The sequence below is a fragment of the Kitasatospora sp. NPDC058965 genome, from assembly GCF_042741245.1.
Classification (GTDB): domain Bacteria; phylum Actinomycetota; class Actinomycetes; order Streptomycetales; family Streptomycetaceae; genus Kitasatospora.
On record NZ_JBHYKG010000114.1, the window covers coordinates 1 to 24,819 of the forward strand.

A 24,819-nucleotide genomic window follows, 5' to 3' on the forward strand; every position below is an offset into this window, starting at 1 on the left:
GTGGCGGGGCCGGCCGTCGAGCCGGAGGCTCAGGCGTTCACGCAGGTGTTGCCGAAGGCCGGGTTGGCAATGCTGACCACGCCGATCGAGTTCCCGCAGATGTTGATCGGGATGTGGATCGGGACCTGGATGACGTTGCCGGACAGCACGCCGGGCGAGCCGACCGCGACACCCTCGGCGTTGGCGTCGGCAGCGGCCGCACCCGCGCCGCCCAGCACCAGCGCGCCGGCGGCGACGGCCAGGCCCAGAGCCCTGCGGAAGTCCTTCATGGGTGTACTCCATTCCTCGACGGGATCGCTCCTCGCGGAGCGATCGAGATCGCGCGAGAACGCCTGCGACCGTTCCTGGCCGGAAGTGTTCCCCCGGTCACTCTTGGTCCTCGGGTCCGCCGAGCGCGGGACCGCCACCCCGCGCCCCGCCCAAGTCACCCGCTCGGCGCAGCTCCCCGGCCCCGCCGCGCTCGTTACGGACGGCTCGGCCGGACCAGGCCCGCCCGGTGCGCTATCACCGCCGCCTGCACCCGGTTCGCCGCGCCGAGCTTGCCCAGGATCGCGCTGATGTGGTCCTTGACCGTGCCGGTGCCCAGGAACAGCCGCTCGGCGATCTCCGCGTTGGCCAGCCCCTCGCCGAGCAGCGCCAGCACGTCCAGCTCCCGCCCGGTCAGCGTGCCCACCAGGGCCAGCGCTCCGGAGTCCGGGCCGCCGCCCTCCACGTAGCCGCCGATCACCGTGCGGGTCACCGCCGGGGACAGCATGCTGCCGCCGGCCGCCAGGATCCGCACCGCGTGCACCAGTTGGTCCGGGGCGGTGTCCTTGAGCAGGAAACCGGCCGCCCCGGAGCGCAGTGCGGTGCCGATGTACTCGTCGGTGTCGAAGGTGGTCAGCATCGACACGGCCGGCGGCTCGGGCAGCGCGCGCAGCTGCTTGAGCACCGAGATCCCGTCCAGGTCGGGCATCCGCACGTCCAGCAGCACCACGTGCGGGCGCAGCCGCCGCACCAGCTCCAACGCCTCGCCGCCCGAGCAGCTGCCGACCAGCTCCAGGTCGGGAGCCGATCCGACGATCAGCCCCAGGCCCGACCGGACCAGCAGCTCGTCGTCCACCACCACCACGCGGATGGGGTCCATTCCGCCTCCCTCACTCACTCCCGTCGGCCAAGAGCCTAGGGCGTCCACGGGCCGTCACCCCCGCCGATCGGCGGGGTCGGAATCGGCGTTCCGGTTCACGCGCCGGCGGCACCGGCTGAGCCACGATTGATGACGTTCCACCAGGTGCGGATGCGCGCCTGGACCTGATCGTCTGGAATGAGCCTGTGTCCACCACCACCAGCAAGCAGCCGCGCGCGGCCGCCCCGACCCGGTCGGCCAAGCTCCGCTCCGTCGCGGCGCACGGCACGGTCTGGTACCTGCGGCTGATCGCCCTGCTGAACCTGCTGGCAGTGGTGGCCTCGCCGTTCCGGGCGACGGTCCGGCACCACTCCGAGGGCGAGTACTTCACCCCGTACCTGATGACGGCAGGTCTGGCCACGGCGGTTCTCTCGCTCTTCCTCGCGGTGGCGATGCGGCGGCGCAAGCGGGCCGCGTGGATCTTCAACTTCGGGCTGGGCGGACTGACCTTCCTGGTCTACGTGCTGGCGCTGACCGTACCGGGCAGCGACCACTACGACGCGCACGGCTTCAACTACTTCTCCACCGTGCTGACCGGCCTGTTCATGCTCTGCCTGGTGGTCGGGCGCAAGGAGTTCACCTCCAAGGGCGACCGGTCCAACGTGTGGACCGCGGTGGCCACCTTCTTCGGCGGCCTGCTGGTCGGCGGGCTGATCGGCTCCGTGCTGGTGGAGATCTTCAACACGCTCTCCGGCGCCGGCTTCGGCGACCGGTTCCGGTACGCGATCTTCCGCATGATCACGGTCACTCCGTCGGACCGGGTGCTGGACGTGATCAATGTGCCCAACTGGGTGAACACCTTCATCAACGCGATGGGCGCGGTGCTCTTCCTGCTGGTCATGTACGTCGCCTTCCGCAGCCCGCGGGGCAAGGAGCTGCTCACCCCCGAGGACGAGCAGAAGCTGCGCGAGCTGCTGGACCGGCAGGGCGACCGGGACTCGCTGGGCTACTTCGCCACCCGCCGGGACAAGGCGGTGATCTTCTCGCCGACCGGCAAGGCGGCGATCACCTACCGGGTGGTCGGCGGGGTCTCGCTGGCCTCCGGCGACCCGATCGGCGACCCGGAGGCCTGGCCGGGCGCGATCGAGCTCTGGCTGGCCGAGGCCCGCGAGCACGCCTGGGCGCCGGCCGTCACCGGCGCCTCCGAGGAGGCCGGGGTGATCTACGCCCGGCACGGCCTGGACGCCCTGGAGCTGGGCGACGAGGCGATCGTCGAGCTGGACGAGTTCTCGCTGGACGGCCGGGCGATGCGGGTGGTCCGGCAGGCCTACAACCGGGTCAAGCGGGCCGGCTACACGGTCCGGATCCGCCGGCACGAGGAGATCCCCGAGCCCGAGATGGCCGACCTGCTGGACAAGGCCGACCGGTGGCGGGACGGGCAGACCGAGCGCGGCTTCTCGATGGCGCTGGGCCGGCTGGGCGATCCGGCCGACGGGCGCTGCGTGATGCTGGAGTGCCACGACGGGGACGGCGAGCTGCGCGCCCTGCTGAGCTTCGTGCCCTGGGGCGACAAGGGCCTGTCGCTGGACCTGATGCGCCGGGACCGGGAGTCCGAGAACGGGCTGGTCGAGTTCATGGTGATCGAACTGTTGGAGAAGGGCGGCAAGGAACTCCGGCTGGAACGCGTCTCGCTGAACTTCGCCATGTTCCGCTCGGTCTTCGAGCGCGGTTCGCGGCTCGGCGCGGGCCCGGTGCTGCGGTTGTGGCGGGGGGTGCTCGGATTCTTCTCCCGCTGGTGGCAGATCGAGTCGCTCTACCGGGCGAACGCGAAGTACCGGCCGATCTGGGAGCCGCGTTACCTGCTCTTCGAGAAGAGCAGCGAAATCCCGCGGATCGGCATCGCCAACGCACGGGCGGAGGGATTCATCACCGCACCGAGGCTTCCCACGCTCTTCCGTCGCCGGCACCGGCGCCCGACCGCGGACGCGGCCGGCCCGGCGCTGCCGACGGCGGAAGGCAGCGGGAACGGGTAACCCTCCGCCGGGGGGCGGAGGGCGCCTGCGGGCCACCCCTATTCACCCCTGTATCCCCCGGACGGCGGACTGGGGGACACCGCGAATAGTGTCGAGTCCCACTTGGGGATGAGTCGTAAATCGGCTCGAAGACCGAGTCGCGCGCGGTTCGGACTACCTAGGCTGGAGAGAGAAAGCGTGAGTCGGCACCGGTGCGGACACCGGGCCCGGAGAAATCGGAAGCAGGACTACCGAGAGAGGTTGTCGTGAACCAGAGGACCCACACGGGGGGCGAGCGACGGGGCTGGCTGGGGTATCTCCAGCGGGCCGCCGTCGCCGAGTGGGGAACACTGTTCGTGACCGTTCGGGATCATGTGGCGCGGAGGAAATTCGCGTCCGTCCCGTTGGCGGTCGGGGCCACGTTCCTGATCCTCCTGTTCAGCATCGTCCAGCACCTGCCGGGCGGTGAGCGCTTCGTCAACCAGGTCGGCGTGGTGCGCGCCGTGCTGCCGCTGGACGTGTCGTTGCTGCGCACGCCGCTGTCGCTCTACGTGCCGGCCCTGGACCTGCCGGTCTGGGGCGCGCTGGCCCAGGTGCTGCTGGTCTTCGGCATCGCCGAGATCGTGCTGGGCCGCAAGGTGACCCTGCTGGTCGCCTACGCCTGCACGCTGGCCGGCACGCTGTTCGCCCGGGTCGGGGTGGAGCTCGGTCCCGACCGGCTCCTCGGCTTCCCGGCCTACGTCGGGCACATCCGCGACACCGGGCCGTCGGCGGCCGTGGTGGCGCTGGCCGTCTGCATCGCCTGGAAGACCAGGGCCTGGTTCACCGGCGGCGCGGTGATCGCGGCCATGGTGGCCGAGGCGGTGGAGCTGCCCAACCTGGCCGGCCTGGAGCACGTGGTGGCGCTGGCCACCGCCGTGCTGATCGCCGCCACCGGCGAGGTCTTCGGCAGCTACTGGCCGCGGGTCCTCGCCGGCGTCCGGGCGGCCCGGCTGGTCACCACCGAGGCCCGCCAGCGCACCGCCTGACCCGGTTCAGCGGTAGCCGCGCGGCAGCGGCTGCTCGAACCAGACCACCTTGCCCACCGCCTTGCGGGCGGTGCCCCAGCGCTCGGCCAGCTTGCTGACCAGGTTGAGGCCCCGCCCGTTCTCGTCCATCGACTCGGCGGGCTCCAGCGAGGGCAGGTTGTGGTTGTCGTCGCTGACCTCCACCAGCAGCTTGTCCACCCGGATCAGCTGCAGCTGGACGTAGTCCCGGGCCACCCGCACCGCGTTCGTCACCAGCTCGCTGACCAGCAGCTCGGTGGTGTCGGCCAGCGCGGTGAGCCCCCAGGCCGTCAGCTGGTCGCGGACCAGCTGACGGGCCCGGCGCACCTCGGCGGTGTCCACCGCCAGGGTCCAGGTGGCCACCTCGGTCTCGGCCACGCCGTCGAAGCGGGCCACCAGCAGCGCCACGTCGTCCTTGCGGTCGTCCGAGTGCAGCCGGTCCAGCACGGTGTCGCAGGCCTCGTCCGGGGTGCGCCGGGGGTCGATCAGGTTGCCGCACAGCGCCGCCAGGCCCTCCCCTATGTCCCCGCCGCGCACCTCGACCAGGCCGTCGGTGCAGAGCACCAGCATCGAGCCGTCCTCGACCTCGATCTTCTTGGCCACGAAGGGCACCCCGCCGACCCCGATCGGGGCGCCGGCCGGGATCTCCAGCAGCTCGCCGGTGCCGTCCGGGTGGACCAGCACCGGGGGGACGTGGCCGGCGCTGGCCAGCTCGCAGGTGCGGTTGATCGGGTCGTAGACCGCGTACAGGCAGGTGGCCAGGTGGTCGTCGCCGATCTTCTGGGCCAGGTTGTCCAGGTGGCGCAGCAGCTGGCCGGGCGGCAGGTCGAGCGCGGCCAGGGTCTGCATCGCGGTGCGGTAGCGGCCCATCGCGGCCGCCGAGTGCAGGCCGTGGCCCATCACGTCGCCGACCACCAGGGCCACCCGGCTGCCGGGCAGCTGGATCGCGTCGAACCAGTCGCCGCCCACCTCGGCCCGGCGGTCGCCCGGCATGTAGCGGTGCGCGATCTGCACCCCGGGGATCCGCGGCGGGCGGGTCGGGATCATCGACCGCTGCAGCGTGGTGGCCACCTTGGACTCGGCCCGGTGCAGCCGGGCGTTGTCCAGCGAGAGCGCGGCCCGGGCGGCCAGCTCCAGCAGGGTGGCCGCGTCCGCGTCGTCGAACGGGGTGCGGTCGGGCAGCCGCAGCAGCTTGAGGATGCCCAGCACGGTGCCGCGGGCGGAGAGCGGCAGCACCAGCATCGAGCGCCCGGAGACCACCGGGACCAGGTTCGCCCCGCCGCCCAGGGCGGCCGCGTAGTCCACCGCGATGTCGCTGGTGACGGCCGGCACCAGCACCGCCTGGTTGCGCTGCAGCGCCATCCCGGGCGGGGTGGAGCGGGGCATCGCCAGCAGCGCGCCCTCCTCCAGCACGTGGCTCCAGTGCGAGGACTCGGCGAAGCTGCGGGCCACCCGGCGCAGCATGGTGTCGTCGTCGGGCTGCTCCTCGGGCAGCTCGGCGTCCGAGATCAGCCGGTCCAGCAGGTCCACGCAGGCGAAGTCGGCCACCCGCGGGACCAGCACCTGGCAGAGCTCGCGGGCGGTGGCGTCCAGGTCCAGGGTGGTGCCGACCTTGCCGCCCACCTCGTTCAGCAGGGCCAGCTGCTCGCCGGCCTGGACACCGCCGGGCGGCGGTCCGGGCGGGGCGTCGGGAGCGGCGGGCACGGTGGCCGCGGGCGGCCGGTCGACGGTCAGCGGACCTCCCGGGGCGGGCTCGGCGGCCGCACCGCGCGGCCCCGGCACGGTCACGGCGTGCTGCTCGGGCGGCTCGGCGGCCACCGGGTCGTCCGCGGCCGCGGCCGGGCGCGGCTCGGGGACCACCCGCAGGCCGGCGGCGGCCACCCGCTGCTGCGGGGTCGGGTAGCGCCGGCCCAGCCCGGCGGCGAGCGCGGCCACCCCGGTGGCGGCCGGCGCGTGCGGCGGCGGGACCACGGGCAGCCGGGTGGTGGCGTCCACCCAGAGCGCGGGTGCCCCGGCGGCCGCCACCTGGCGCAGCAGCGCGCGCTGCCGGGCGGCGCCGAGCCGGCCCAGCAGCGGGGCCAGCGCGCCGGCCCCCCCGGGTGCGGTGGGGCCGAGCGCGGCGGAGATCCGGTGGAAGGTGCCCTGGGCGCCCTGGGCGCCCTGGGCACCCTGGGCGCCCTCGGCCGCGTACGGCAGCAGCCGGCGGCCGATCGCGATCCGCGGGCCGCGCTGGCGCAGCGGGCGGGCGTCGGCGGCCAGCAGCAGCAGGCTGCGGCCGTCCGGCTCGACCAGCGGGTAGGCCCACCAGAGCACCGAGCGGGGCCGCTCCTCCCGGTCGGTCACCGGCATCAGACCGGCCCAGGCGCCGGACGCGGTCAGGTCGTCCAGGGTGTCGAAGGCGTCGCAGCGCCGGGCGGTCGCCACCGGATCGGTCGGCCGGCGCGGCTCGACGGCCGGCAGCAGCCCGCCGGCCGGCAGGCCCTGCACCGCTTCGGTGCGGTGGCCGAACAGCTCCTCGGCGGTCCGGTTCCACTGCGCGATCCGGCCGTCCGGGTCGATCAGCACCGCGGCGAGGCGCACCATGGCGACCACGCCGGAGGGCTGCTCGACCGGCTCCGCCGGATCGGCCTGACCGGCCGCCCCGCCGAGCGCGGCGGCGGCCACCGTACCCAGCGAACGGGGTTCGGCCTGGGTGTCCGCTGTTGAGTTCGGGTCGTCCACCATGGGGTCCGTGTCGCTCCCGCCTGTCCGGCCGAGTCGGCCACCTGTGCGGCTGTCAGGTATCAGGTTCTCGCCAGTGCCGCTCCCAGCGAAGCACGGACCGGCCGGTGACCGGTACCGAAACCGCCAGATTCCTCAGTATCAGTTGCGTGTCACCCAGCGTGCGCCCTGTCGCACGCCCTGTCCATCTCCTGCCTGGCCTGAAATCGCCGCCCGCCCGCCGTCACCCGTTCGGCACTGCCCTCGGTCGGCGCGGCGGGCCCGGGTAGGCTCGGCTGCGCCCGGGCGCCGCAAGGGCCGAGGAACTGGATGAGCGAGGCGAGCAGTGACCGCAGTCAGCCCGGTCCCGTGGACCGACCCCGAGCGGCAGTGGCTGGAGGAGCGGGTCGCCGCCACCGAGCTGGCCTGGCTGACCCTGGACGTGGACGTGGCCACCCTGCGGGTGGAGATCGACAACTTCGCGCTGATCCACCACGAGCGGCTCGGTCCGCTCTACGCCCGGCTGGACGAGCTGGAGGCGCTGGTCGCCGAGGCCCGGGCGGCGCGCACCGGCGACCCGGAGGACCGGCGGCGGGCCGCCGCGGCCCGGCGGGTGGTGGACGAGCTGCCGGACCTGGACGCGCTCTTCGCGACGGTCCGGGAGGCCGCCGAGGCCACCGAGCCGGTGGTGGCGCCGCCCCGGGTGCGCCCGGGCAAGGAGGCCCAGCGGCTCTACCGCGAGCTGGCCCGGCAGGCCCACCCCGACCTGTCCACCGACCCGGCGGAGCAGGAGCGCCGCTCCGCCTTCATCGCCCGGGCCAACGAGGCCTACGCGCTCGGCGACACCGGGGCGCTGCGGGCGCTGGCCGAGGAGTGGTCCACCGCGCCCGAGAGCGCGCCGGCGCCGGACGCGCCGGACCGCGGTGCCTGGCTGGAGCAGCGGCTGGCCTGGCTGACCGCGCGGGTCGCCGCCCTGGCCGCCGAGCGGGTCGAGCTGGAGTCCACCGCGATGGGCGGGCTGCTGGCGCTCGGCGCCGGCGACCCGGACCGGTTGCTGGCCGAGCTCGCCGACCAGCTGCTGGCCAAGGCCGCCGAGTTGCAGGCCGAGCTGTCCCGATTGCTGACTTGGGCCCCACCGGACGCCGCGCCGGGTGACAATGGGCCGTCCGCGGGCCGCCACGCGTCCGCCCCCGACCGACAGGAGTACCCCGGCATGTTCCAGCAGATCCCCACCGCCGACGTGGCCGACCTGCCCAGCGACGCGGTGCTGCTCGACGTGCGCGAGCAGGACGAGTGGGACGCCGGCCACGCCGCGGACGCGCTGCACATCCCGATGAGCCAGTTCACCGCCCGGCTGGACGAGGTGCCCGACGCCCCGCTCTACGTGCTCTGCCGGGTCGGCGGCCGGTCCGCCCAGGTGGTGCAGTACCTGATCGCCCAGGGCCGGGAGGCGGTCAACGTGGACGGCGGCATGTTCGCCTGGGAGCAGGCCGGCCGGCCGATGGTCAGCAGCTCCGGCGACCAGGCCTTCGTGCTCTAGGCGGCCTGGGCCCGAGGGGGACGGATGACCGGAACCGGGGAAAGAGACGGCGGGGCGCAGCCGGCGGGCGAGCCGCCCGGTCCGTCGCCGCGGCGCTGGTCGCTGCCCGCCGTCCTGGTGCTCTCCGGGGCCGGGGTGGCGCTGGTCACCTCGACCCTGGTGCTGCTCGCCGGCCTCTTCCTGCAGTCCGCACCGCCCGGGCCGGTCACCCAGCGGTACCAGACCAAGCTGAACGGGCTGGTCTACCCGGAGTTCGAGCAGAACTGGAAGCTCTTCGCGCCGGACCCGCTGCAGTTCAACATCGCGGTCCAGGTCCGGGTCCGGACCGCGGGCGGCGACGGCGGCTGGATCGACCTGACGGCCCGTGACATCGCCGCGATCCGGCACAACCCGATGCCCAGCCACGTCGACCAGAACCTGCTGCGCCGGGCCTGGGACTTCTACGACAGCACCCACGACGCCCAGCAGCAGCCCACCGCGGGCCTGCGCAGCGAGCTGGCCGAGCAGTACCTCAAGCGGGTCGCGCTGCAGCGGCTGGGCCGCCCCGCGGAGGGCGGACCGGTCACCGCGCTCCAGGTGCGCTCGGCCACCGACCCGGTGCAGCCGCCGGCGTGGGCCGGGCAGCACCAGAGCGGCCAGGTCCAGTACACCGAGCTGCCCTGGTGGCCGGTCTCCGACACGGACTACCAGGGGTTGGCATGACTGGCTCCGCACCGGGCCCGCAGGCCTCCGCCCGGACGGGCGAGGGGCTGCTGCCCGCCATCCCGCAGCAGGGCGGGCCGCTGCCCGCCGAGCTCGACGACCCGGTCGGTCCGGCCGGCGCGGCCGGGCCCGCCCCGGCGCCGCCCGCCGCCCGCCCGCGCGCCGGCGACCTGCTGGCCCGGGCGCTGGAGGCGTTCACCGGCCGTCCGCTGGCCCGGTACCAGGCGGCGGCGGTGCGCATCGGCTTCGCCCTGGTGGTGACCCTGCAACTGCTGCGCGAGTGGCCCGAGCGCCGGGTCCTCTACGGCGACCGGGCCGCCTGGAGCCTGTCGCTGGCCGACCGGATGACGGCGCAGAACCACGCGTTCTCGGCGCTGCTCTGGCACGACGGGCGCTGGTGGTTCGAGGCCTGCTACGCGGTGTCGCTGCTGGCCGCGGTGCTGATGCTGCTCGGCTGGCGGACCAGGTTCAGCTCGGTGCTCTTCCTGCTCGGCGTCCTCTCGGTGCAGAACCGCAGCATCCTGGTCGGCGACGGCGGCGACAACCTGATCCACCTGATGGCGATCTACCTGGCCTTCACCCGGTGCGCCGAGGTCTGGTCGCTGGACGCCCGGCGGCGCTCGCGCGGCCGACCGGACGGCCCGCTGTCCGGCGTGCTGCTCTGGCTGGGCAGCGCCGCCGCCCTGACGGCGGCCCAGCTGACCGGGCACCTGGCCTGGTCCGCCCCGGACTGGCCGCACCTGGGCTGGGCGGCGCTGCTGTGGACCCTGTGGGCGGTGGCCGGGCTCTGGTACGCCGTCACCCGGTGGCGGCCGCGGAGCGAGGCGCGGGCGGTGCTGGACGCGCTGGGCAGCATGGTGCACCACTGCGCGATGGTGGTGATCGGCGCCCAGGTGGTGCTGGTGTACACCACGGCCGGCCTGTACAAGGTGCAGGGCTCGCGCTGGCAGGACGGCACCGCGCTCTACTACCCGCTGCACCTGGACTACTTCACCCCCTGGCCGGGCCTGTCCGCGCTGCTCGGCTCCAGCATGCTGGTGGTCTTCGCGCTCTCCTACGGCACCGTGCTGGCCCAGTTGGCCTTCCCGGTGGTGCTCTGGTCGCGCCGGGCGAAGAACGTGCTGCTGGTGATGATGGTGCTGGAGCACCTGGGGATCGCGGTGCTGCTGGGCCTGCCGATCTTCTCGCTGGCGATGGTGGCGGCGGACGCGGTCTTCCTGCCCACCGCCTTCCTGGTCCGACTGGGCGTCCTGGCGCGCGGGCGGAGGCCGGCCGCCGCCTAGAATGTCTGTTATGCCGTGGCTTGCCGCTCTCCGTCACACCGGACGGGCGGGGCTGCGGCTGGAGCGGGCGATCGGCGACCCGGTGCGGGCGGTGCGCGGGGCGGCCGCGGTGGCGCTGGTGATCTTCCCGGTGCTGGCGCTGTTCGGGCCGGCCCAGGCCACCTCGGCGGCGATGGGCGCCTTCATCGCGGGGACGGCGACCTTCCAGCGCAGTTTCCGGCCGCGCCCCTCGCTGGCGCTGGCGGCCGGGGCCGGACTGGGCGTCAGCACCTTCCTGGGCTACCTGGCGGTCGGGGTGCCCGGGCTCTTCCCGGTGCTGCTGGCCGCCTGGTGCTTCGCGGCCGGGCTGGCCTGGGCGCTGGGACCGACCGCGGGCGTGGTGGCGGCCAACACGGTGACCGTGATGCTGGTGGTCGTCCAACTGCCCGTCAGCGTGCCCACGGCGGCGGGCCACGCCGCGCTGTGCGCGCTCGGCGGCGGGGTGCAGGCGTTGGTGATCACGCTCTTCCCGGTGAAGAACTGGAGCGCGCAGCGTGCCGCGCTGGCCGATGCGTACGCGGAACTGGCCGACTACGCGCGGCGGTTGCGGCACGACCCGCACGCCACCATCGACCCGGCCCCGCTGATGACGGCCCGCCACGCCGCGACCCTGACCCCCTGGCAGGCCCGCCGCCGGCCGGCCGAGTTGAGCGGGCTGCGCAGCATGGCCGAGCGGATCCGGCCCACCCTGGCGGCGATCGCCGACCCGGAGCTGGGCGCGGCCGCCGAGGGGCCGGAGCGGGACCGGGCGCGGGAGCTGCTGGACGGTGCCGCGCAGCTGCTGGACGCGCTGGCCCGGGCGATCCGCACCGGGCAGCCGCTGGTCTACCCGACGACGGCGCCGGCCGCGCTGGCCGCCCCCGGGCGGGTGCTGCGCGGCCCGGCGCTGCGCGCGGCGCGGCGGCTGACCACCCTGCTGGGGCGGGCCACCGGCACCCTGGACCCGTCCACCGGCGAGTCCACCCTGGAGGTCCCGCTGCCGGGGGTGGACGGGGTGCTGCGCCGGCCGGGACTGGCGCGGATGGTGCCGGTGGCGGTGCGCTCGGCCCGGCGGCAGCTGCGCACCGGCTCCCCCGTGCTGCACCACGCGGTGCGGCTGTCGGGGGTGGTCACCGCGGCCTACCTGCTGGCCCGGCTGACCGGGCTGCACCACAGCTACTGGGCGGCGATGACCGCGGCGATGGTGATCCGCCCCGACTTCGGGCAGACCTACAGCCGCGGCGTGGCCCGGGTGGCCGGGACCGTGGTCGGGGTGGCGCTGGCCACCGGCGTGGTGCTGCTGGCCGATCCGGGGGACCGGCTCTCCTGCGGGCTGGCGGTGCTCTGCATCGGCGGCGCCTACCTGACCCTGCGCACCGGGTACGCGCTGGCCACCACCTGCATCTCGGCCTACGTGGTCTTCCTGCTGTCGATCGGCTCGGGCAACGCGGTCGAGACCGGGACCGAGCGGATCCTGATGACCCTGCTGGGCGGAGCGGTGGCGCTGTTGGGCTACGCCCTGTTCCCCACCTGGGAGACCGCCCGGCTGCCGGAGCGGACCGCGGAGTGGATCGCCGCGGTGGGCCGGTACAGCGGGGCGGTGCTGGCCGGCTACGGGGATCCGGCGGGCCGCGACCCGCGGGCGGTGCGGGCGGCGCTGCTGGACCTCCGGGAGGCGCGGGCCGCGTTCCTGCAGGCGCGCGAGCGGGCCGAGGCGGAGCCGGTGCGGCACGGCGCGCACTCCCCGCAGCTGAGCCGCAAGCAGCTCGGCCGGGTCCGCGAGGCGCTCGGGCACCTGTCCCGGATCTCGTTGCTGATGGAGGCTCACCTGCCGCCCCGTCAGGCCGAGCCGGTGCACGGGGCGGCGCAGTTCGGCCGGCTGCTGACCGAGTCCACCGCCGCCGCCGGGGCCGCGGTGCTGACCGGGACGCCGGTGGACTTCCGTCCGGTGCGGCTGGCCCAGCAGGAGTGGGAGGCCGCCGAGACCCCGGCCACCGACCCCGAGCTCGCCCTCACCCACCGCAGCCTGACCGACCAGCAGGACGTGGTCCGGGCCGGCAGCCGCCTGCTGGTCGGCGCGCTGGCCGACCTCGAACGGGCGCTGCGCCGGCCCAGGGGCTGACCGACCGGGGACTGACCGTCCGGCGTCTACCGGGCCCCGGCCAGCCAGTGGTAGAGGGTCATGGCCACCGAGGTGGCGAGGTTGTAGCTGGAGACCTGCGGACGCATCGGGAGGGCGAGCAGCGCGTCGGCGGTGGCGCGCAGTCCGGGCGAGACGCCGTGCCGCTCGGAGCCGAAGACGAGCAGGGCGGCGTCGGGCAGGGTGACGTCGCGCAGGTCGGTGCCCTCGGGGTCGAGCACGTAGCGCGGGCCGGCCGGGAACCGGTCCGGCGTCAGCCGGGCGACCGCGGTGGCGAAGTGCAGGCCGGCCCCGCCGCGCACCACGGTGGGGTGCCACGGGTCCACGTCCCCGGTGGTGACCACGCCGGTGGCGCCCGCGCCGGCGGCCAGCCGGACCACGGCCCCGATGTTGCCCAGGTTGCGCGGGTTGTCCAGCACGACCACGGGGGCGGTGCGGGGCGCGGCCCGCAGCCGGTCCAGCACCTGCTCCGGGTCGGGGCGGACGGCCAGGGCGGCCACCCCGGTCGGGTGCGGCCGGGGCACCAGCTCGCGCAGCACGGCGGGCGGCACCGCCACGGCGCGCGCGGCGATCCCGGCGGCCACGTCGGGCGCCAGGTCCGCGGCCAGCCCGGCCAGGCCCGCCGGGTCGGTGGTGAGCACCAGGTGCACCGTGCCGCCGAACCGCAGGGTGTGCTTGAGCGCGTGGAACCCGTCGATCAGCAGGCTGTCCGGGCGCCCGGCCAGCTCCCGCCACCGGTGCAGGGCGAGCCGGTCGGCGTCGTGGTTGGTCATGCCAGCACTGTCGCACGGCGGGCCGGCCGGGCCGGCCCCGGGCCCGGCGCGCCGGGGCGGCCGGGCCCGACGCGGCGTCAGTAGTAGTCGCGCATCAGCTCGGTGGCCCAGGCCGGCTGCCCGGTCTCGCCCAGCGGACCGAACTCGGCCAGCCACGGCTTGAGGTCCAGCACCGGGGTGCCGGCCACCGCGTCCAGGCCGCGCACCCGCAGCTCGTGCCCGTCCACGGCGAGCAGTCGGCAGCGGGAGACGCCCAGCCGGTTGGGCCGGTTCTTGCCGCGCTGGGCGAAGATGCCCACCTCGGGCCAGTCGGGATTGCCGCGCGGGCGGCGGGCGGTGGTCTCGATCCGGTCCTCGGGCACCCGGTGGAAGTGGAAGACCACCTCCAGGTGGGTGAAGGCGTCCAGCCCGCGCAGCGCCTCGTCCGAGTAGCGCTCCCGGTCCAGCCGGATCACGGCCTCGACCTGTCCCCAGTCGTCGTCGACCACCTCGGTGCGGCCGCCGACCACCCACCCGATCGGGTGGAGCTCAATGGTGTTGTCCATCCGACCGATCCTGCCTCACCACCGCACCGGGTAGCGCACCGGGTGCTGTCCGGTCCGCCCGGGCAGCAGCCCGATCGCCACCAGCAGCACGGTGGCCAGCGCCAGCAGCGGTACGAAGCGGACGGCCGGCGGGGCCTGCATCACCACGATCACCGCGGTGGCGGCGGCCGGCGAGTGCGGCACCCGGGCCAGCAGCATGGCGCCCAGCGCCAGCCCGCCGGCCACCGCCGCGCCCCAGACCCCGGGCCCGGCCACCGCCAGCACCGCGTAGCCGGTGAGGGCGGAGAGCAGTTGCCCGCCGACCAGGTTGCGCGGTTGGGAGAGCGGCAGGCCCGGGGCGCCGTGCACCAGGGCGGCGCTGGCGGCCAGCGGCGGGATCAGCAGCGGCTGCCGCAGCACCACGCCGACGCCGACCAGCAGCAGCAGCGCGCCGACCGAGAAGCCGGCGGCCCGGACGGCGGTCAGCGGGTGGTGCCAGAAGGAGGTGGGCATGCGGGACTCCGGGTCGGTCGGGGGGAGGCGGTGCCCCCAAGCCTGGCCGGGGTCCGGGTCGTCCGGACAGCGCCTTGCCACCCGGGCAAACCCGCTTGCGCCGCGGTCAGTCCCACTCCCAGCGGATCCCGGTCTGGCCCGGCTGCTGGTCGGTGGCGATCGCGTGCACGCTGGCCGAGGCGCCGATCCAGAGCCGCTCGCGCAGCCGGTCCCGCTCCTCGCCGCCGCCCCGCTCGTACCGCTCGCAGTGCGCCGGCAGGGTGGCCGGGTCGAAGTGCACCTGCAGCACGTACTCGCGCACCGGCACCGCGAACCGCCGGGCGTACACCGTGGTGGGACCGGCCGGCGGCAGCTCGACCTCGTACTCGAAGACGGTGGAGTCGCCCTGGCCGAGCGGCCGGTCCAGCAGCAGCTCGGAGACCAGCAGGCCGATCTCCGGCTTGCGCCGCACCCGGCCCTGCCGGGCGTGCCGGATCGAGGTGATCTCCGGGCAGCCGACGGTGCCCTCGTCCGCCTTCTGCACCACCAGGCAGCGGTTCACCCCGGCCGTGGTGGCCCGCACCACCTGCCGGGTGCGCAGTGTCTGGCCCTGCCGGTCGGGGCCCACGTAGTAGGCGTCGTGCACGCTCAGCCGTTCCAGCTCGCCGATCGGCGGCGCGTCCAACTCGTCGAAGACCTCGGCGATCTGCTGCTCCTCCGGCCAGATCGCGGAGACCGGCAGGGCGTCCGGCACCGGCTGGGCCACCCAGCGCCCGCGCGGGCGGGGCGGGCCGAGCAGGCTGGACAGGGTGCCGGCGGGCAGCCCGAGCAGCTCCTCCAGCAGGGCCACCGCGCGCACCGAGGCGGCCCGCTCCGGCTGGCTGCGGCCGCGCCGCCAGTAACTGAGGGTGGTGACACTGACCCTGACGCCCTGCTGGACCAGCTCGGTGCGGATCCGGTCCAGGCTCAGCCCGCTGGCCTCGATCGCGGCGTGCAGGGTCTGGGCGAAGTCGGCGCCCGCGGCCGGGCAGACGGTGGGCGGCAGCGGGTGGACGGCACCGGTGGCCCCCGCGGCGCGGAGCGCGACCGGGCCGGCCGACTGCTCCACCAGGCGTAGGTGACCGGCGTTCTGCGGAAATTGCGTGCCCATGCGAAATAACCTTCCCCACCAGCCGCCCCGTTGCCTGGAGACTTACGCGGCGGGACCGGCTCGGTGACGTTGTGGGGACGTCACCGAGCTGCAGGAACCATACGCAGGCACCAGAGGCTACGTCATCAACCGCGCGCTATGACAGTGGTCACGACAAATTAACTTCACGCAACCCCCGGCTGCCTCCAAAAGTGTGAAACGCAAATGCAACAATCCCGCCGCACCGGGGATGGCCCGGTACGGCGGGATGTCTCACTACCTGGGATTTCTCACACTTTGGTGTCGGTGAGCGACCAGGGAATGACAGGCAGTCGCGAAAGCACTCAGCCGACGTTCAGGGTGGCGTCGTCGATCACGAAGCTGGTCTGCAGCGAGGAGTCCTCGGTGCCGGTGAACTTGAGGGTCACCGTCTGGCCGGCGTAGGCCGACAGGTCGACGGTGCGCTGGGTGAAGCCGGTGGCCGCGTCGGTGTTGGACCAGGTCTTCAGGGTGGTGCCGTTGGCGGTGAGGGTCAGCTTGTCGTAGGCGGTGGAGCCGGTCTCGGCGGTGTCCACGTGCAGCCAGAAGCTGAAGGTCGCCTTGCAGCCGGCCGGGACGGTGACGGTCTGCGACAGCGTGTCGGTGTGGCTGGAGCCGTAGCCGTCCAGCCAGGCCTTCCAGGAGCCGGAGTGGGCGGCCTCGGAGGAGGAGTTGTCGACCACGCCGGAGGAGGCGGTCCACGGGGCGGCGGTGCCGGTCTCGAAGCCGCCGTTGCCGAGCAGCTGGGCCGGGGTGCAGCCGGTGCCGGCCGCCACCGTGAAGGTGAAGGTGGTGGAGCCGGTGGCGCCGGTGGTGTCCTTGGCGGTGACGGTCACCGAGGAGGTGCCGGCCGCGGTCGGGGTGCCGGAGACCAGGCCGCCGGCGCTGATCGACAGGCCGGCCGGCAGGCCGGCGGCCGAGTAGCTCAGGGTCTGGCCGGTGGCCGAGTCGGTGCCGCTGAGCTGCAGCGAGACGGCGGTGCCGACGGTGCCGTTCTGGCTGCCCGGGTTGGTCACCGAGACCGTGTTGCCCGGGGTGCCGGTGCCGCCGCCGAGCAGGGCGGTGGTCAGCGCGTCGGCGACCGGGGTGCCCCAGCCGGTGACCTGGTCGTAGCCGGTCTTGGTGCTGAAGTCCTGGTTCGCGCCGCTGGTCACGTCGTGGAACGCGGTGCCGTAGCTGCTGCTGTTGGCCACCTGGTACAGCGCCGGGTTGGCCTGGCCCAGGTTGGGCTTGGTGGCGGCGGCGGCCTTCTGGTTGAACAGCGCGGTGTAGCCGGACCAGAGCGGGGCCGCGGCGCTGGTGCCGCCGTAGACCTGCCAGCCCGGGCCGGTGCTGCCCTGGGTGTAGATGGCGAAGCCGCTGGCCGGGTCGGCGTTGGAGGAGACGTCCGGCACGGTGCGCATGGTGCCGCTGACGCCGGTGCCGGTCTGCCAGGACGGCTTGGCGAACTGGGTGGAGACGCCGCCGCCGGCGGTGCTCCAGGCGCTCTCCGAGGAGTAGCTGGTGCCGGAGACCTTGAGGTTGGTGCCGCCCACGCCGGTGACGTTCGGGTCGGAGGCCGGGTAGTCGACCGACTTGACGGTCGAGCCGCTGGTCGAGCGGGTGCAGTCGCGCGAGCCGTCGTCGCCGGAGGCGGAGAAGACCGAGATGCCCTGGGCGGCGGCCTGCTTGAAGGAGTTCGCGACGGTGTTCATCACCGAGGCGGTGGTGTCCGGCTCGCAGGAGCCCCAGGAGATGGAGATGACCGAGACCTGGTTGTCCGCCACGATCTTGGCGGCCATGTCGATCTCGCCCTGGTCGCTGTTGGGGGCCTCGTAGACCAGCTGGGTGGCCTTGGGCGCCACGCCGCGCACGATCTCCGAGTCCAGCTCGACCTCGCCCTGGCCGTCGCCGGGCTTGCTGTCGTAGTTGGCGCCGTCCACCGAGACCGTGGTGACGGCCGGGCCGGTCAGGCCGTACTGGCTGTCGTAGGTGGTCAGGTTGGACCGGGTGTAGCCGTCGAACTCCCAGAGCGCGACCTTCACGCCGGTGCCGTCCGCGCCGACCTTGTTCAGGTTGTAGGCGCCGTCGTACTGGCCCGGGCCGAAGCCGCTGGGGGTGGCGTTCGGGGTGGCCGCGTTCGGCTTGGCCAGCCGGGTGGTGCGCACGGTGTGGTCGTTCAGGCCGTTGACGCCGACCACCAGGGCGGCGACGTCGGCCGGCAGCGAGGCGGCGCCGTCGTTGGCGAAGAAGGAGCGCTGCGCGGCGGCGTCGAAGTAGGCGCTCTCGTGGGTGCCGAAGGCGGCCTGGACCTGCTCGGCCGAGCCCTGGACGTCGACGACCTGGCGGTTCGCGCTGACCGAGGTGGTCAGGCCGTGCGACTTCAGGTACGCCACCACGTGGTCCACGTCGGCCTGGGCCGGGGCGTAGCGGGCGGTGAACTGCTCGGGGGTCAGGTACCGGCCGTAGCTCGCCGACTTCGGGTCGGCCACGGCGGCCAGGAACGCGTCCAGGTCGGCCTGGTTGCGCAGCTTGAGGCCGACGGCCACCGAGAGCTGCTTGGCCGCGGGCAGGTCGCCCTGCTTCTGCGAGTGCGCGACCGCCGGGGTGACGGTGTTCGGCAGCGCCACGCGCGGGGCCGCGACGTTCGGGGCGGCCGCCTGGGCGGTGGCCAGGCCCAGCGAGGCTGCCGAGACCGGCAGCAGGGCTATGGCGGCGGCGAGGGCGAGGGAACGGGGGCGCACGGGACCTCCTTGAGCCGGCATGGGGACCGGAGGGGGCGGGGGCGTTCGGGGTCGAGAACGCTCCGAAGAAGATCCCAGAAATAGCCTGGGAAAAGCGCAAAGACCAGGCAATGAAATACCAAATAACAGTCAAGTGTGGAAATCGGGAATCTGAACAGAGTTGACCCGTTCCTATTCAGTGAATAGGTTGGTCCAGACTTTCGCGGAATGCGGCGGAACGGATTGTTTCGGACAAGTGGTCTGGACCGGTTCGGCGCAGTCGAACCAACGGCGCGGCCACCGCGGTGACACCGCGCCGTGGTTTTTCTGCCGCGGTTGTTTCGGAACTGGCCGGATCCGGCGCTCAGCCGTCAGGTTCGGTGAGGTTCCGGTGCGGTACCGGGCAGCCGCCGGCGGCCGGCGGGAACGTCCCCAGCCCGGCCAGCCGGAAGCCGTACGGGTAGCCCTTGATCTCCGGGTTCTGCCGGGCGTAGTGCGGCCGGCGGCGCGGCGGCAGGGCGCGCACCACCCGGGCCCGCAGCCGCAGCGCCCCGGTCACCAGCGCGGTGGTGACCGGGTCCGGCGCCGGGTAGCGGAAGGCCCGGCGCAGCGGCTCGTCCAGCAGCGCCGTGCTGGCCCGGCGCACCGCCGGGCGCAGCCGGCGCGGGTACCACGAGGCCATCAGGTCCAGGGTGGCGTCGGAGACCCGCCGGGAACCCTCGTCCCAGCCGAAGTGGGCGGCCTCGTAGGCGTCCAGGCACTCCTCGAAGGCGGCGAAGTCCGCCGGCACCTCCTTGATGCCCAGCAGGCGGCCCAGGTGGCGGTAGTAGGCGGCGGTGGCGCGCAGCTCGTGCTCGCTGAGCCGGCGCCACCCGTACCGGTCGATCCACCGCTTGGGCATCACCACGAAGGTGCAGAGCACGTAGCGCATGTCCTCGTTGCTGATCGGGTGGCGCTGGTGCATCTGGTTGATCCGGCGGATCGCGGTGCGCCCGCGCGCCGAGTCGAAGCCGTGCTCGGTCACCGCGCCGAGCAGCAGCGAGGTGTCGTCGTACCGCTTCTGCGAACGGTCCGTCAGCTCCGCCGTCCGGTCCAGCAGTCGACCGATGCTCGGCACCGCGTAGGTGCGGTACAGCGCCAGCTCCAGTGCCCTGGTGTGGTCCCAGGGGAACTCGTAGGTGGCGGTGAGCCGGTAGATCTCCAGGAAGTCCCGCTCGGGGTCGAGGCGGCGGATCTGACGCAGGCGGTCGAAGCGCTTCATGGCGCCCCATCGTGGCACGGCGGCCGCCGGGTGAGCACGGCTCAGGGCGCACCCAGCCACCGCAGCAGGGCCGCCCGCAGCTCGCCGCGGTTCGGGTCGGCCGCCGCCCAGGCCGCGTAGCCGTCCGGCCGGACCAGCAGCACGGTGGCCCGCAGCTTGCCGTGCGGGTCGGCCGGGGCCACCTGCACCAGCCGGTCGCCCCAGTCCTGGGCCACCTCCGGCTCCAGCCCGGCGAACGGCGCCCCGGGGGCCCGCTGGTCGGCGCTGACCAGCACGAAACGGCCGGTCCGCAGGGCCTCGTAGAGCCGGGTCGGCTGCCCGGGGGTGTCCACCGCCAGCCGCAGGTCCGGCACCCGCCGACCGGCCAAGGGGTGCGCGCCCGGCTCGGCCGGGTAGCTGATCCCGATGCCCGAGACGGTCCGGGTGCCCCGGGTCACCAGCGGGCCGAGCCGCTCGGCCACCGTGGTCACCAGCGAGCGGGCCGCGCGGGCGGCGGCGGTGCGGGCCAGCGCCAGCCGGACCAGCCCGCCGGAGGTGCGCAGCACCAGCTTGCCGACCGGGTGCCGCTCGTCCTGGTAGCTGTCCAGCAGCGACGGCGGGCAGTGGCCCCGGACCACCGCGGCCAGCTTCCAGCTGAGGTTGGCCGCGTCCTGCAGGCCGGTGTTCATCCCCTGGCCGCCGGCCGGCGAGTGGCAGTGCGCGGCGTCCCCGGCGAGCAGCACCCGGCCGTCCCGGTAGCGCGGCACCTGCCGCTCGTCGCTGTGGAAGCGGGACATCCACCGGGCGTCGTGCAGGCCGTAGTCCGCGCCCAGGGTGCGCCGGGTGATGTCGGCGATCTCGGCCAGCTCGACCGGTGCGTCGTCCGGCAGTTGGCGGGTCCGGTCCCAGGCGATCACCCGGTACCAGCCGTCGCCGAACGGGGCCAGGAAGCCGAAGCCGTCCTCGGTCGCGCCGACCGTGAGCACGCTGCTGGGCGCGCGGTCCAGCCGCACGTCGGCCAGCAGCACCGAACTGACCACCGACTCACCGGGGAACGGGATGCCGGTCAGCTCCCGCACCGCGCTGTGCACCCCGTCGGTCCCGACCAGGTACCCGGCCCGATGGACCGTCAGGCCGTCGGCGGTGTCCGCCTCCACGGTGACCCCGTGCGCGTCCTGCCGCAGGCCGGTCACCCGGTGGCCGCGCAGGATCACCGCGCCGGCCTTCAACGCCCGCTCCTGGAGCAGACGTTCGGTGTGGTACTGCGGCGTGATCAGGACGAACGGGAACCGGGTGGGCAGCGTGCCCAGGTCCAGCCCGAGCCGCCCGAACAGCTGCAGCCGGTCCAGCGGGGTGCCGGTGGCGATCAGGTCGTCGGCCAAGCCGCGGGCGTCCAACTGCTCCAGGGTGCGGGCGTGCACGGCGAACGCCCGGGTCAGGTTGGACTCCTGGCCGCGCTTCTCCAGCAGCGTCACCCGCAGCCCGGCGGCCGCGAGGTCGCCGGCCAGCAGCAGGCCGGTGGGGCCCGCGCCGACCACCAGGACGTCGGACTCGGTCACCTGGTCGGACATGCGCATCCTCCGTACTCGGCCGGGGCGGGGGTTCTCAGGCCCCGTTCAGCTTCCCATCATCGCGGGCCCATCCGGCGCTGTGAATCTCCTTCGCATGACAGAGTCCGCGCCGCAGTCCCCGCTCGCCCTGATCCGGCCGACGGCCGTGCGCACCCGGTCGGTCGAGGTCGTGGTGCCGGTGTTCAACGAGGAGCACGTGTTGGAGCGCTGCGTGCGCCGACTGCACGGCTACCTGGCCGAGACCTTCCCCTACCCGTTCCTGATCACCGTCGCCGACAACGCCAGCACCGACGGCACCTGGGCCGTGGCGACCGCGCTGGCCGCCGAGTTCGAGCAGGTCAGGGCGGTGCACCTGGGGCTCAAGGGGCGCGGCCGGGCGCTGCGCCAGGTCTGGGGCAGCAGCGAGGCCGACGTGGTGGCGTACATGGACGTCGACCTGTCCACCGGACTGGAGGCCTTCCTGCCGCTGGTCGCCCCGCTGCTCTCCGGCCACAGCGACCTGGCCATCGGCAGCCGGCTGCACCGCGGTTCGGCGGTGGTGCGCGGACCGAAGCGCGAGTTCGTCTCGCGCACCTACAACCTGCTGCTGCGCGCCACCCTGGCGGCCAAGTTCTCGGACGCCCAGTGCGGGTTCAAGGCGGGCCGCACCGAGGTGGTGCAGCGGCTGCTCGGCGCGGTCGAGGACAACGCCTGGTTCTTCGACACCGAGCTGCTGCTGCTCGCCGAGCGGCGCGGGCTGCGCATCCACGAGGTGCCGGTGGACTGGGTGGACGACCCGGACAGCCGGGTGGACATCGTGCGCACCGCGCTGGACGACCTGCGCGGCATGGCCCGGGTGGCCCGCCGCTCGCTGGCCGGCGGCGGCCGGGCGGAGTCGGCGCTCCCGGTGCGCGGGGTCCGCCCGGCCCCGGGCCCCGGGCGGCAGTTGGCCGGCTTCGCGGCGGTCGGGACGCTCTCCACGCTGGCGTACGTGCTGCTCTACCTGGGGCTGCGGCAACCGCTGCCGGCGCTGGCGGCCAACTTCCTGGCCCAGGGCCTGACCGCGGTGGCCAACACCGCCGCCAACCGGCGCTTCACCTTCGGGGTGACCGGGACCCGGGACGCGCTGCGCCACCAGGTGGAGGGCGGGATCGCCTTCCTGATCGGCCTGGGGCTGAGCAGCGCGGCGGTCCGGCTGCTGGGCGCGGTGGCCCCGGACGCCTCGCACGGCACCGAGCTGGTCATCCTGGTGCTGGCCAACGCGCTGGCCACGGTGGTCCGGTTCGGGCTGCTGCGCGGCTGGGTCTTCCACCCCCGCCGGGCCGGCTGACAGGTCGTCAGGCGGCCCGGCGACGCCGGGTCAGACCGCGCCGACGTAGGCCGCCAGGTGCTCGCCGGTGACGGTGCGGCGGCCGGCCACCAGCTCGGCCGGGGTGCCCTCGAAGACCACCCGGCCGCCGTCGTGGCCGGCCCCGGGGCCGAGGTCCACGATCCAGTCGGCGTGCGCCATCACCGCCTGGTGGTGCTCGATCACGATCACCGACTTGCCGGCGTCGACCAACCGGTCCAGCAGGCCGAGCAGTTGCTCGACGTCGGCCAGGTGCAGGCCGGCGGTGGGCTCGTCCAGCACGTAGACGCCGCCCTGCTCGGCCATCTGCGCGGCCAGCTTGAGCCGTTGCCGCTCGCCGCCGGAGAGCGTGGTGAGCGGCTGCCCCAGGGTCAGGTAGCCCAGTCCCACGTCGGCCAGCCGCTCCAGGATCCGGTGCGCGGCCGGGGTGCGGGCCTCGCCCGCGGCGAAGAAGGCCGCGGCCTCGTCGACCGGCATCGCCAGCACCTCGCTGATGTCCCGCCCGCCCAAGTGGTACTCCAGCACCGAGGCGTCGAACCGCTTGCCGTCGCACTCCTCGCAGACGGTGGCCACCCCGGCCATCATCGCCAGGTCGGTGTAGACCACCCCGGCGCCGTTGCAGCCCGGGCAGGCGCCCTCGGAGTTGGCGCTGAACAGGGCCGGCTTGACCCCGTTGGCCTTGGCGAAGGCCTTGCGGATCGGGTCCAGCAGGCCCGAGTAGGTGGCCGGGTTGCTGCGCCGCGAGCCGCGGATCGGGCTCTGGTCGATCGCCACCACCCCGCCCGGCACGGTCTGCGACCACTGCGGCAGCGAGCCGTGCACCAGCGAGCTCTTGCCGGAGCCGGCCACGCCGGTGACCACGGTCAGCACGCCGAGCGGCAGGTCCACGTCCACCGCGCGCAGGTTGTGGCTGCTCGCGCCGCGGATCCGGGCCGCCCCGGTGGGCGTGCGCACGGTGTCCTTCAGCCGGGCCCGGTCGTCGAAGTGCCGTCCGGTGCTGGTGCCGCTGGTGCGCAGCCCCTCGACGTCGCCCTGGAAGCAGACGCTGCCGCCGGCCGGGCCGGCCCCGGGACCGAGGTCGACCACGTGGTCGGCGATCGCGATGGTCTCCGGCTTGTGCTCCACCACCAGCACCGTGTTGCCCTTGTCGCGCAGGCGCAGCAGCAGGTCGTTCATCCGCCGGATGTCGTGCGGGTGCAGGCCGGTGGTGGGCTCGTCGAAGACGTAGGTGGTGTCGGTCAGCGAGGAGCCCAGGTGGCGGATCATCTTCACCCGCTGCGCCTCGCCGCCGGAGAGCGTGCCGGCCGACCGGTCCAGCGAGAGGTAGCCCAGGCCGATCTCCACGAAGGAGTCGAGCAACTGCTGCAGCGAGCCGAGCAGCGGGGCCACCGTGGGCTCGGCCAGCCCGCGCACCCAGTCGGCCAGGTCGCTGATCTGCATCGCGCAGGCGTCGGCGATGCTGACGGCGCCGATCTTCGAGGAGCGGGCCTGCCGGCTCAGCCGGGTGCCGTCGCAGTCGGGGCACGCGGTGAAGGTGACCGCGCGCTCCACGAAGGCCCGCAGGTGCGGCTGCAGCGACTCCTTGTCCTTGGACAGCATCGACTTCTGCAGCTTGGGGATCAGGCCCTCGTAGGTCAGGTTGACGCCCTCCACCTTGACCTTGCGCGGCTCCCCGTGGAGGAACTCGCGCAGCTCCTTCGCGGTGAAGTCGCGGATCGGCTTGTGCGGGTCGAGCACGCCCGACTCGGCGTACAGGCGGACCGTCCAGAAGCTGTCGGACTTCCAGCCGGGGATGGTGAAGGCCCCCTCGGCGAGTGACTTGGAGTCGTCGTAGAGCTGGGTCAGGTCGATGTCGGTGACCGTGCCGCGGCCCTCGCAGCGCGGGCACATGCCGCCGACGATGCTGAAGCTGCGCCGCTCCTTGACCTGCTGCCCGGCGCGCTCGACGGTGACCGCACCGGCCCCGCTGATCGAGGGCACGTTGAACGAGTACGCCTTGGGCGAGCCGATGTGCGGCTGCCCGAGCCGGCTGAACAGGATCCGCAGCATCGCGTTGGCGTCGGTGGCGGTGCCGACGGTGGAGCGCGGGTCGCCGCCCATCCGCTGCTGGTCCACGATGATCGCGGTGGTCAGGCCGTCCAGCACGTCCACCTCGGGCCGGGCCAGGGTGGGCATGAAGCCCTGCACGAAGGCGCTGTAGGTCTCGTTGATCAGCCGCTGCGACTCGGCGGCGATGGTGCTGAACACCAGCGAGCTCTTGCCCGAGCCCGAGACGCCGGTGAAGACGGTCAGCCGGCGCTTGGGGATCTCGATGCTGACGTCCTTGAGGTTGTTCTCGCGGGCGCCGACCACCCGGATCAGGTCGTGGCTGTCGGCGGCGTGGCCCCTGGTGTCTGCGTTCATAGCCGCCAGGCTAGGGCCGCCGCGCGCCGCGGCGCTTCTCCGATCCTGACGGGTGCGGCGGGGGTGCCGGGGC

Annotated in this window: 18 protein-coding genes; 7 read left to right on the top strand and 11 right to left on the bottom strand. The window is 74.1% G+C overall.

Going from position 1 to position 24,819, the window contains the following annotated elements:
- Window positions 1-29: 29 nt before the first annotated feature.
- Both ACFW1A_RS19960 and ACFW1A_RS19965 read right to left on the bottom strand, forming a co-directional pair.
- Window positions 30-269, bottom strand: coding sequence for a chaplin (locus ACFW1A_RS19960; protein WP_380410431.1), 240 nt, complete (start codon window positions 267-269; stop codon window positions 30-32).
- A gap of 194 nt (window positions 270-463) precedes the next feature.
- Window positions 464-1,126, bottom strand: coding sequence for a response regulator (locus tag ACFW1A_RS19965; protein WP_380410432.1), 663 nt, complete (start codon window positions 1,124-1,126; stop codon window positions 464-466).
- A 185-nt stretch (window positions 1,127-1,311) separates the two neighbouring features.
- On the opposite strand from ACFW1A_RS19965, the gene ACFW1A_RS19970 reads away from it, so the two are divergent.
- Both ACFW1A_RS19970 and ACFW1A_RS19975 read left to right on the top strand, forming a co-directional pair.
- Window positions 1,312-3,138 (top strand): phosphatidylglycerol lysyltransferase domain-containing protein, encoded by a 1,827-nt coding sequence (locus ACFW1A_RS19970; RefSeq protein ID WP_380410433.1) that lies wholly within the window; start codon window positions 1,312-1,314, stop codon window positions 3,136-3,138.
- 353 nt (window positions 3,139-3,491) lie between these two features.
- Complete coding sequence (locus tag ACFW1A_RS19975; protein ID WP_380410434.1) at window positions 3,492-4,145, top strand: hypothetical protein; 654 nt, start codon at window positions 3,492-3,494, stop codon at window positions 4,143-4,145.
- Between the two features lie 6 nt (window positions 4,146-4,151).
- Here ACFW1A_RS19975 and ACFW1A_RS19980 read toward each other — a convergent pair whose 3' ends face one another.
- Complete coding sequence (locus ACFW1A_RS19980; RefSeq protein WP_380410435.1) at window positions 4,152-6,887, bottom strand: SpoIIE family protein phosphatase; 2,736 nt, start codon at window positions 6,885-6,887, stop codon at window positions 4,152-4,154.
- A gap of 322 nt (window positions 6,888-7,209) precedes the next feature.
- On the opposite strand from ACFW1A_RS19980, the gene ACFW1A_RS19985 reads away from it, so the two are divergent.
- Genes ACFW1A_RS19985 through ACFW1A_RS20000 form a run of 4 tightly spaced genes read left to right on the top strand, consistent with a single transcriptional unit; the run spans window position 7,210 to window position 12,528 of the window.
- Window positions 7,210-8,403, top strand: coding sequence for a rhodanese-like domain-containing protein (locus tag ACFW1A_RS19985; protein ID WP_380410436.1), 1,194 nt, complete (start codon window positions 7,210-7,212; stop codon window positions 8,401-8,403).
- A gap of 24 nt (window positions 8,404-8,427) precedes the next feature.
- Window positions 8,428-9,105 carry a DUF5819 family protein gene (locus ACFW1A_RS19990; RefSeq protein WP_380410437.1) on the top strand — a complete coding sequence of 226 codons (678 nt, stop codon included), beginning with the start codon at window positions 8,428-8,430 and terminating at the stop codon, window positions 9,103-9,105.
- A complete protein-coding gene (locus tag ACFW1A_RS19995; RefSeq protein ID WP_380410438.1) occupies window positions 9,102-10,388 on the top strand; it encodes an HTTM domain-containing protein in 1,287 nt (428 codons plus the stop codon). Before ACFW1A_RS19990 ends, ACFW1A_RS19995 begins: the two co-directional genes overlap by 4 nt.
- Before the next feature lie 10 nt (window positions 10,389-10,398).
- Window positions 10,399-12,528, top strand: a complete 2,130-nt coding sequence (locus tag ACFW1A_RS20000) for an FUSC family protein (protein ID WP_380410439.1) — start codon at window positions 10,399-10,401, stop codon at window positions 12,526-12,528.
- A 26-nt stretch (window positions 12,529-12,554) separates the two neighbouring features.
- On the opposite strand, the gene ACFW1A_RS20005 is transcribed toward ACFW1A_RS20000, so the two are convergent.
- The 7 genes from ACFW1A_RS20005 to ACFW1A_RS20035 all read right to left on the bottom strand — a co-directional run bounded on the left by ACFW1A_RS20005 (window position 12,555) and on the right by ACFW1A_RS20035 (window position 21,016).
- Window positions 12,555-13,319, bottom strand: a complete 765-nt coding sequence (locus ACFW1A_RS20005; protein ID WP_380410440.1) for a TrmH family RNA methyltransferase — start codon at window positions 13,317-13,319, stop codon at window positions 12,555-12,557.
- Window positions 13,320-13,396: 77 nt separating this feature from the next.
- Window positions 13,397-13,864 carry an SAM-dependent methyltransferase gene (locus ACFW1A_RS20010; protein WP_380410441.1) on the bottom strand — a complete coding sequence of 156 codons (468 nt, stop codon included), beginning with the start codon at window positions 13,862-13,864 and terminating at the stop codon, window positions 13,397-13,399.
- Window positions 13,865-13,879: 15 nt separating this feature from the next.
- On the bottom strand, window positions 13,880-14,356 hold the full coding sequence (locus tag ACFW1A_RS20015; protein WP_380410442.1) for an HPP family protein: 477 nt from the start codon (window positions 14,354-14,356) through the stop codon (window positions 13,880-13,882).
- Between the two features lie 106 nt (window positions 14,357-14,462).
- On the bottom strand, window positions 14,463-15,485 hold the full coding sequence (locus ACFW1A_RS20020; RefSeq protein ID WP_380410443.1) for a hypothetical protein: 1,023 nt from the start codon (window positions 15,483-15,485) through the stop codon (window positions 14,463-14,465).
- A 323-nt stretch (window positions 15,486-15,808) separates the two neighbouring features.
- On the bottom strand, window positions 15,809-18,226 hold the full coding sequence (locus tag ACFW1A_RS20025; RefSeq protein WP_380410444.1) for a protease pro-enzyme activation domain-containing protein: 2,418 nt from the start codon (window positions 18,224-18,226) through the stop codon (window positions 15,809-15,811).
- 343 nt (window positions 18,227-18,569) lie between these two features.
- Window positions 18,570-19,466, bottom strand: coding sequence for an oxygenase MpaB family protein (locus ACFW1A_RS20030; protein WP_380410445.1), 897 nt, complete (start codon window positions 19,464-19,466; stop codon window positions 18,570-18,572).
- A gap of 41 nt (window positions 19,467-19,507) precedes the next feature.
- Window positions 19,508-21,016 carry an FAD-dependent monooxygenase gene (locus ACFW1A_RS20035; RefSeq protein WP_380410446.1) on the bottom strand — a complete coding sequence of 503 codons (1,509 nt, stop codon included), beginning with the start codon at window positions 21,014-21,016 and terminating at the stop codon, window positions 19,508-19,510.
- A gap of 94 nt (window positions 21,017-21,110) precedes the next feature.
- Here ACFW1A_RS20035 and ACFW1A_RS20040 point away from each other — a divergent pair, with 94 nt between their 5' ends.
- The gene (locus tag ACFW1A_RS20040) at window positions 21,111-22,325 is read left to right on the top strand and encodes a glycosyltransferase (protein ID WP_380410447.1); all 1,215 of its coding nucleotides are present in this window, start codon (window positions 21,111-21,113) and stop codon (window positions 22,323-22,325) included.
- A 30-nt stretch (window positions 22,326-22,355) separates the two neighbouring features.
- On the opposite strand, the gene ACFW1A_RS20045 is transcribed toward ACFW1A_RS20040, so the two are convergent.
- Window positions 22,356-24,746 (bottom strand): ATP-binding cassette domain-containing protein, encoded by a 2,391-nt coding sequence (locus ACFW1A_RS20045; protein WP_380410448.1) that lies wholly within the window; start codon window positions 24,744-24,746, stop codon window positions 22,356-22,358.
- Window positions 24,747-24,819: the final 73 nt, after the last annotated feature.

What these genes read in the sequence shown, in the direction of transcription:
- ACFW1A_RS19990 (WP_380410437.1), top strand. Translation starts at nt 8,428, where the DNA reads ATGACCGGAACCGGGGAAAGAGACGGCGGGGCGCAGCCGGCGGGCGAG.
- ACFW1A_RS20030 (WP_380410445.1), bottom strand. Translation starts at nt 19,466, where the DNA reads ATGAAGCGCTTCGACCGCCTGCGTCAGATCCGCCGCCTCGACCCCGAG.
- ACFW1A_RS19965 (WP_380410432.1), bottom strand. Translation starts at nt 1,126, where the DNA reads ATGGACCCCATCCGCGTGGTGGTGGTGGACGACGAGCTGCTGGTCCGG.
- ACFW1A_RS20015 (WP_380410442.1), bottom strand. Translation starts at nt 14,356, where the DNA reads ATGCCCACCTCCTTCTGGCACCACCCGCTGACCGCCGTCCGGGCCGCC.
- ACFW1A_RS19960 (WP_380410431.1), bottom strand. Translation starts at nt 269, where the DNA reads ATGAAGGACTTCCGCAGGGCTCTGGGCCTGGCCGTCGCCGCCGGCGCG.
- ACFW1A_RS20045 (WP_380410448.1), bottom strand. Translation starts at nt 24,746, where the DNA reads ATGAACGCAGACACCAGGGGCCACGCCGCCGACAGCCACGACCTGATC.
- ACFW1A_RS20040 (WP_380410447.1), top strand. Translation starts at nt 21,111, where the DNA reads ATGACAGAGTCCGCGCCGCAGTCCCCGCTCGCCCTGATCCGGCCGACG.
- ACFW1A_RS19980 (WP_380410435.1), bottom strand. Translation starts at nt 6,887, where the DNA reads ATGGTGGACGACCCGAACTCAACAGCGGACACCCAGGCCGAACCCCGT.
- ACFW1A_RS19995 (WP_380410438.1), top strand. Translation starts at nt 9,102, where the DNA reads ATGACTGGCTCCGCACCGGGCCCGCAGGCCTCCGCCCGGACGGGCGAG.
- ACFW1A_RS20020 (WP_380410443.1), bottom strand. Translation starts at nt 15,485, where the DNA reads ATGGGCACGCAATTTCCGCAGAACGCCGGTCACCTACGCCTGGTGGAG.
- ACFW1A_RS20035 (WP_380410446.1), bottom strand. Translation starts at nt 21,016, where the DNA reads ATGTCCGACCAGGTGACCGAGTCCGACGTCCTGGTGGTCGGCGCGGGC.
- ACFW1A_RS20000 (WP_380410439.1), top strand. Translation starts at nt 10,399, where the DNA reads ATGCCGTGGCTTGCCGCTCTCCGTCACACCGGACGGGCGGGGCTGCGG.
- ACFW1A_RS20005 (WP_380410440.1), bottom strand. Translation starts at nt 13,319, where the DNA reads ATGACCAACCACGACGCCGACCGGCTCGCCCTGCACCGGTGGCGGGAG.
- ACFW1A_RS20010 (WP_380410441.1), bottom strand. Translation starts at nt 13,864, where the DNA reads ATGGACAACACCATTGAGCTCCACCCGATCGGGTGGGTGGTCGGCGGC.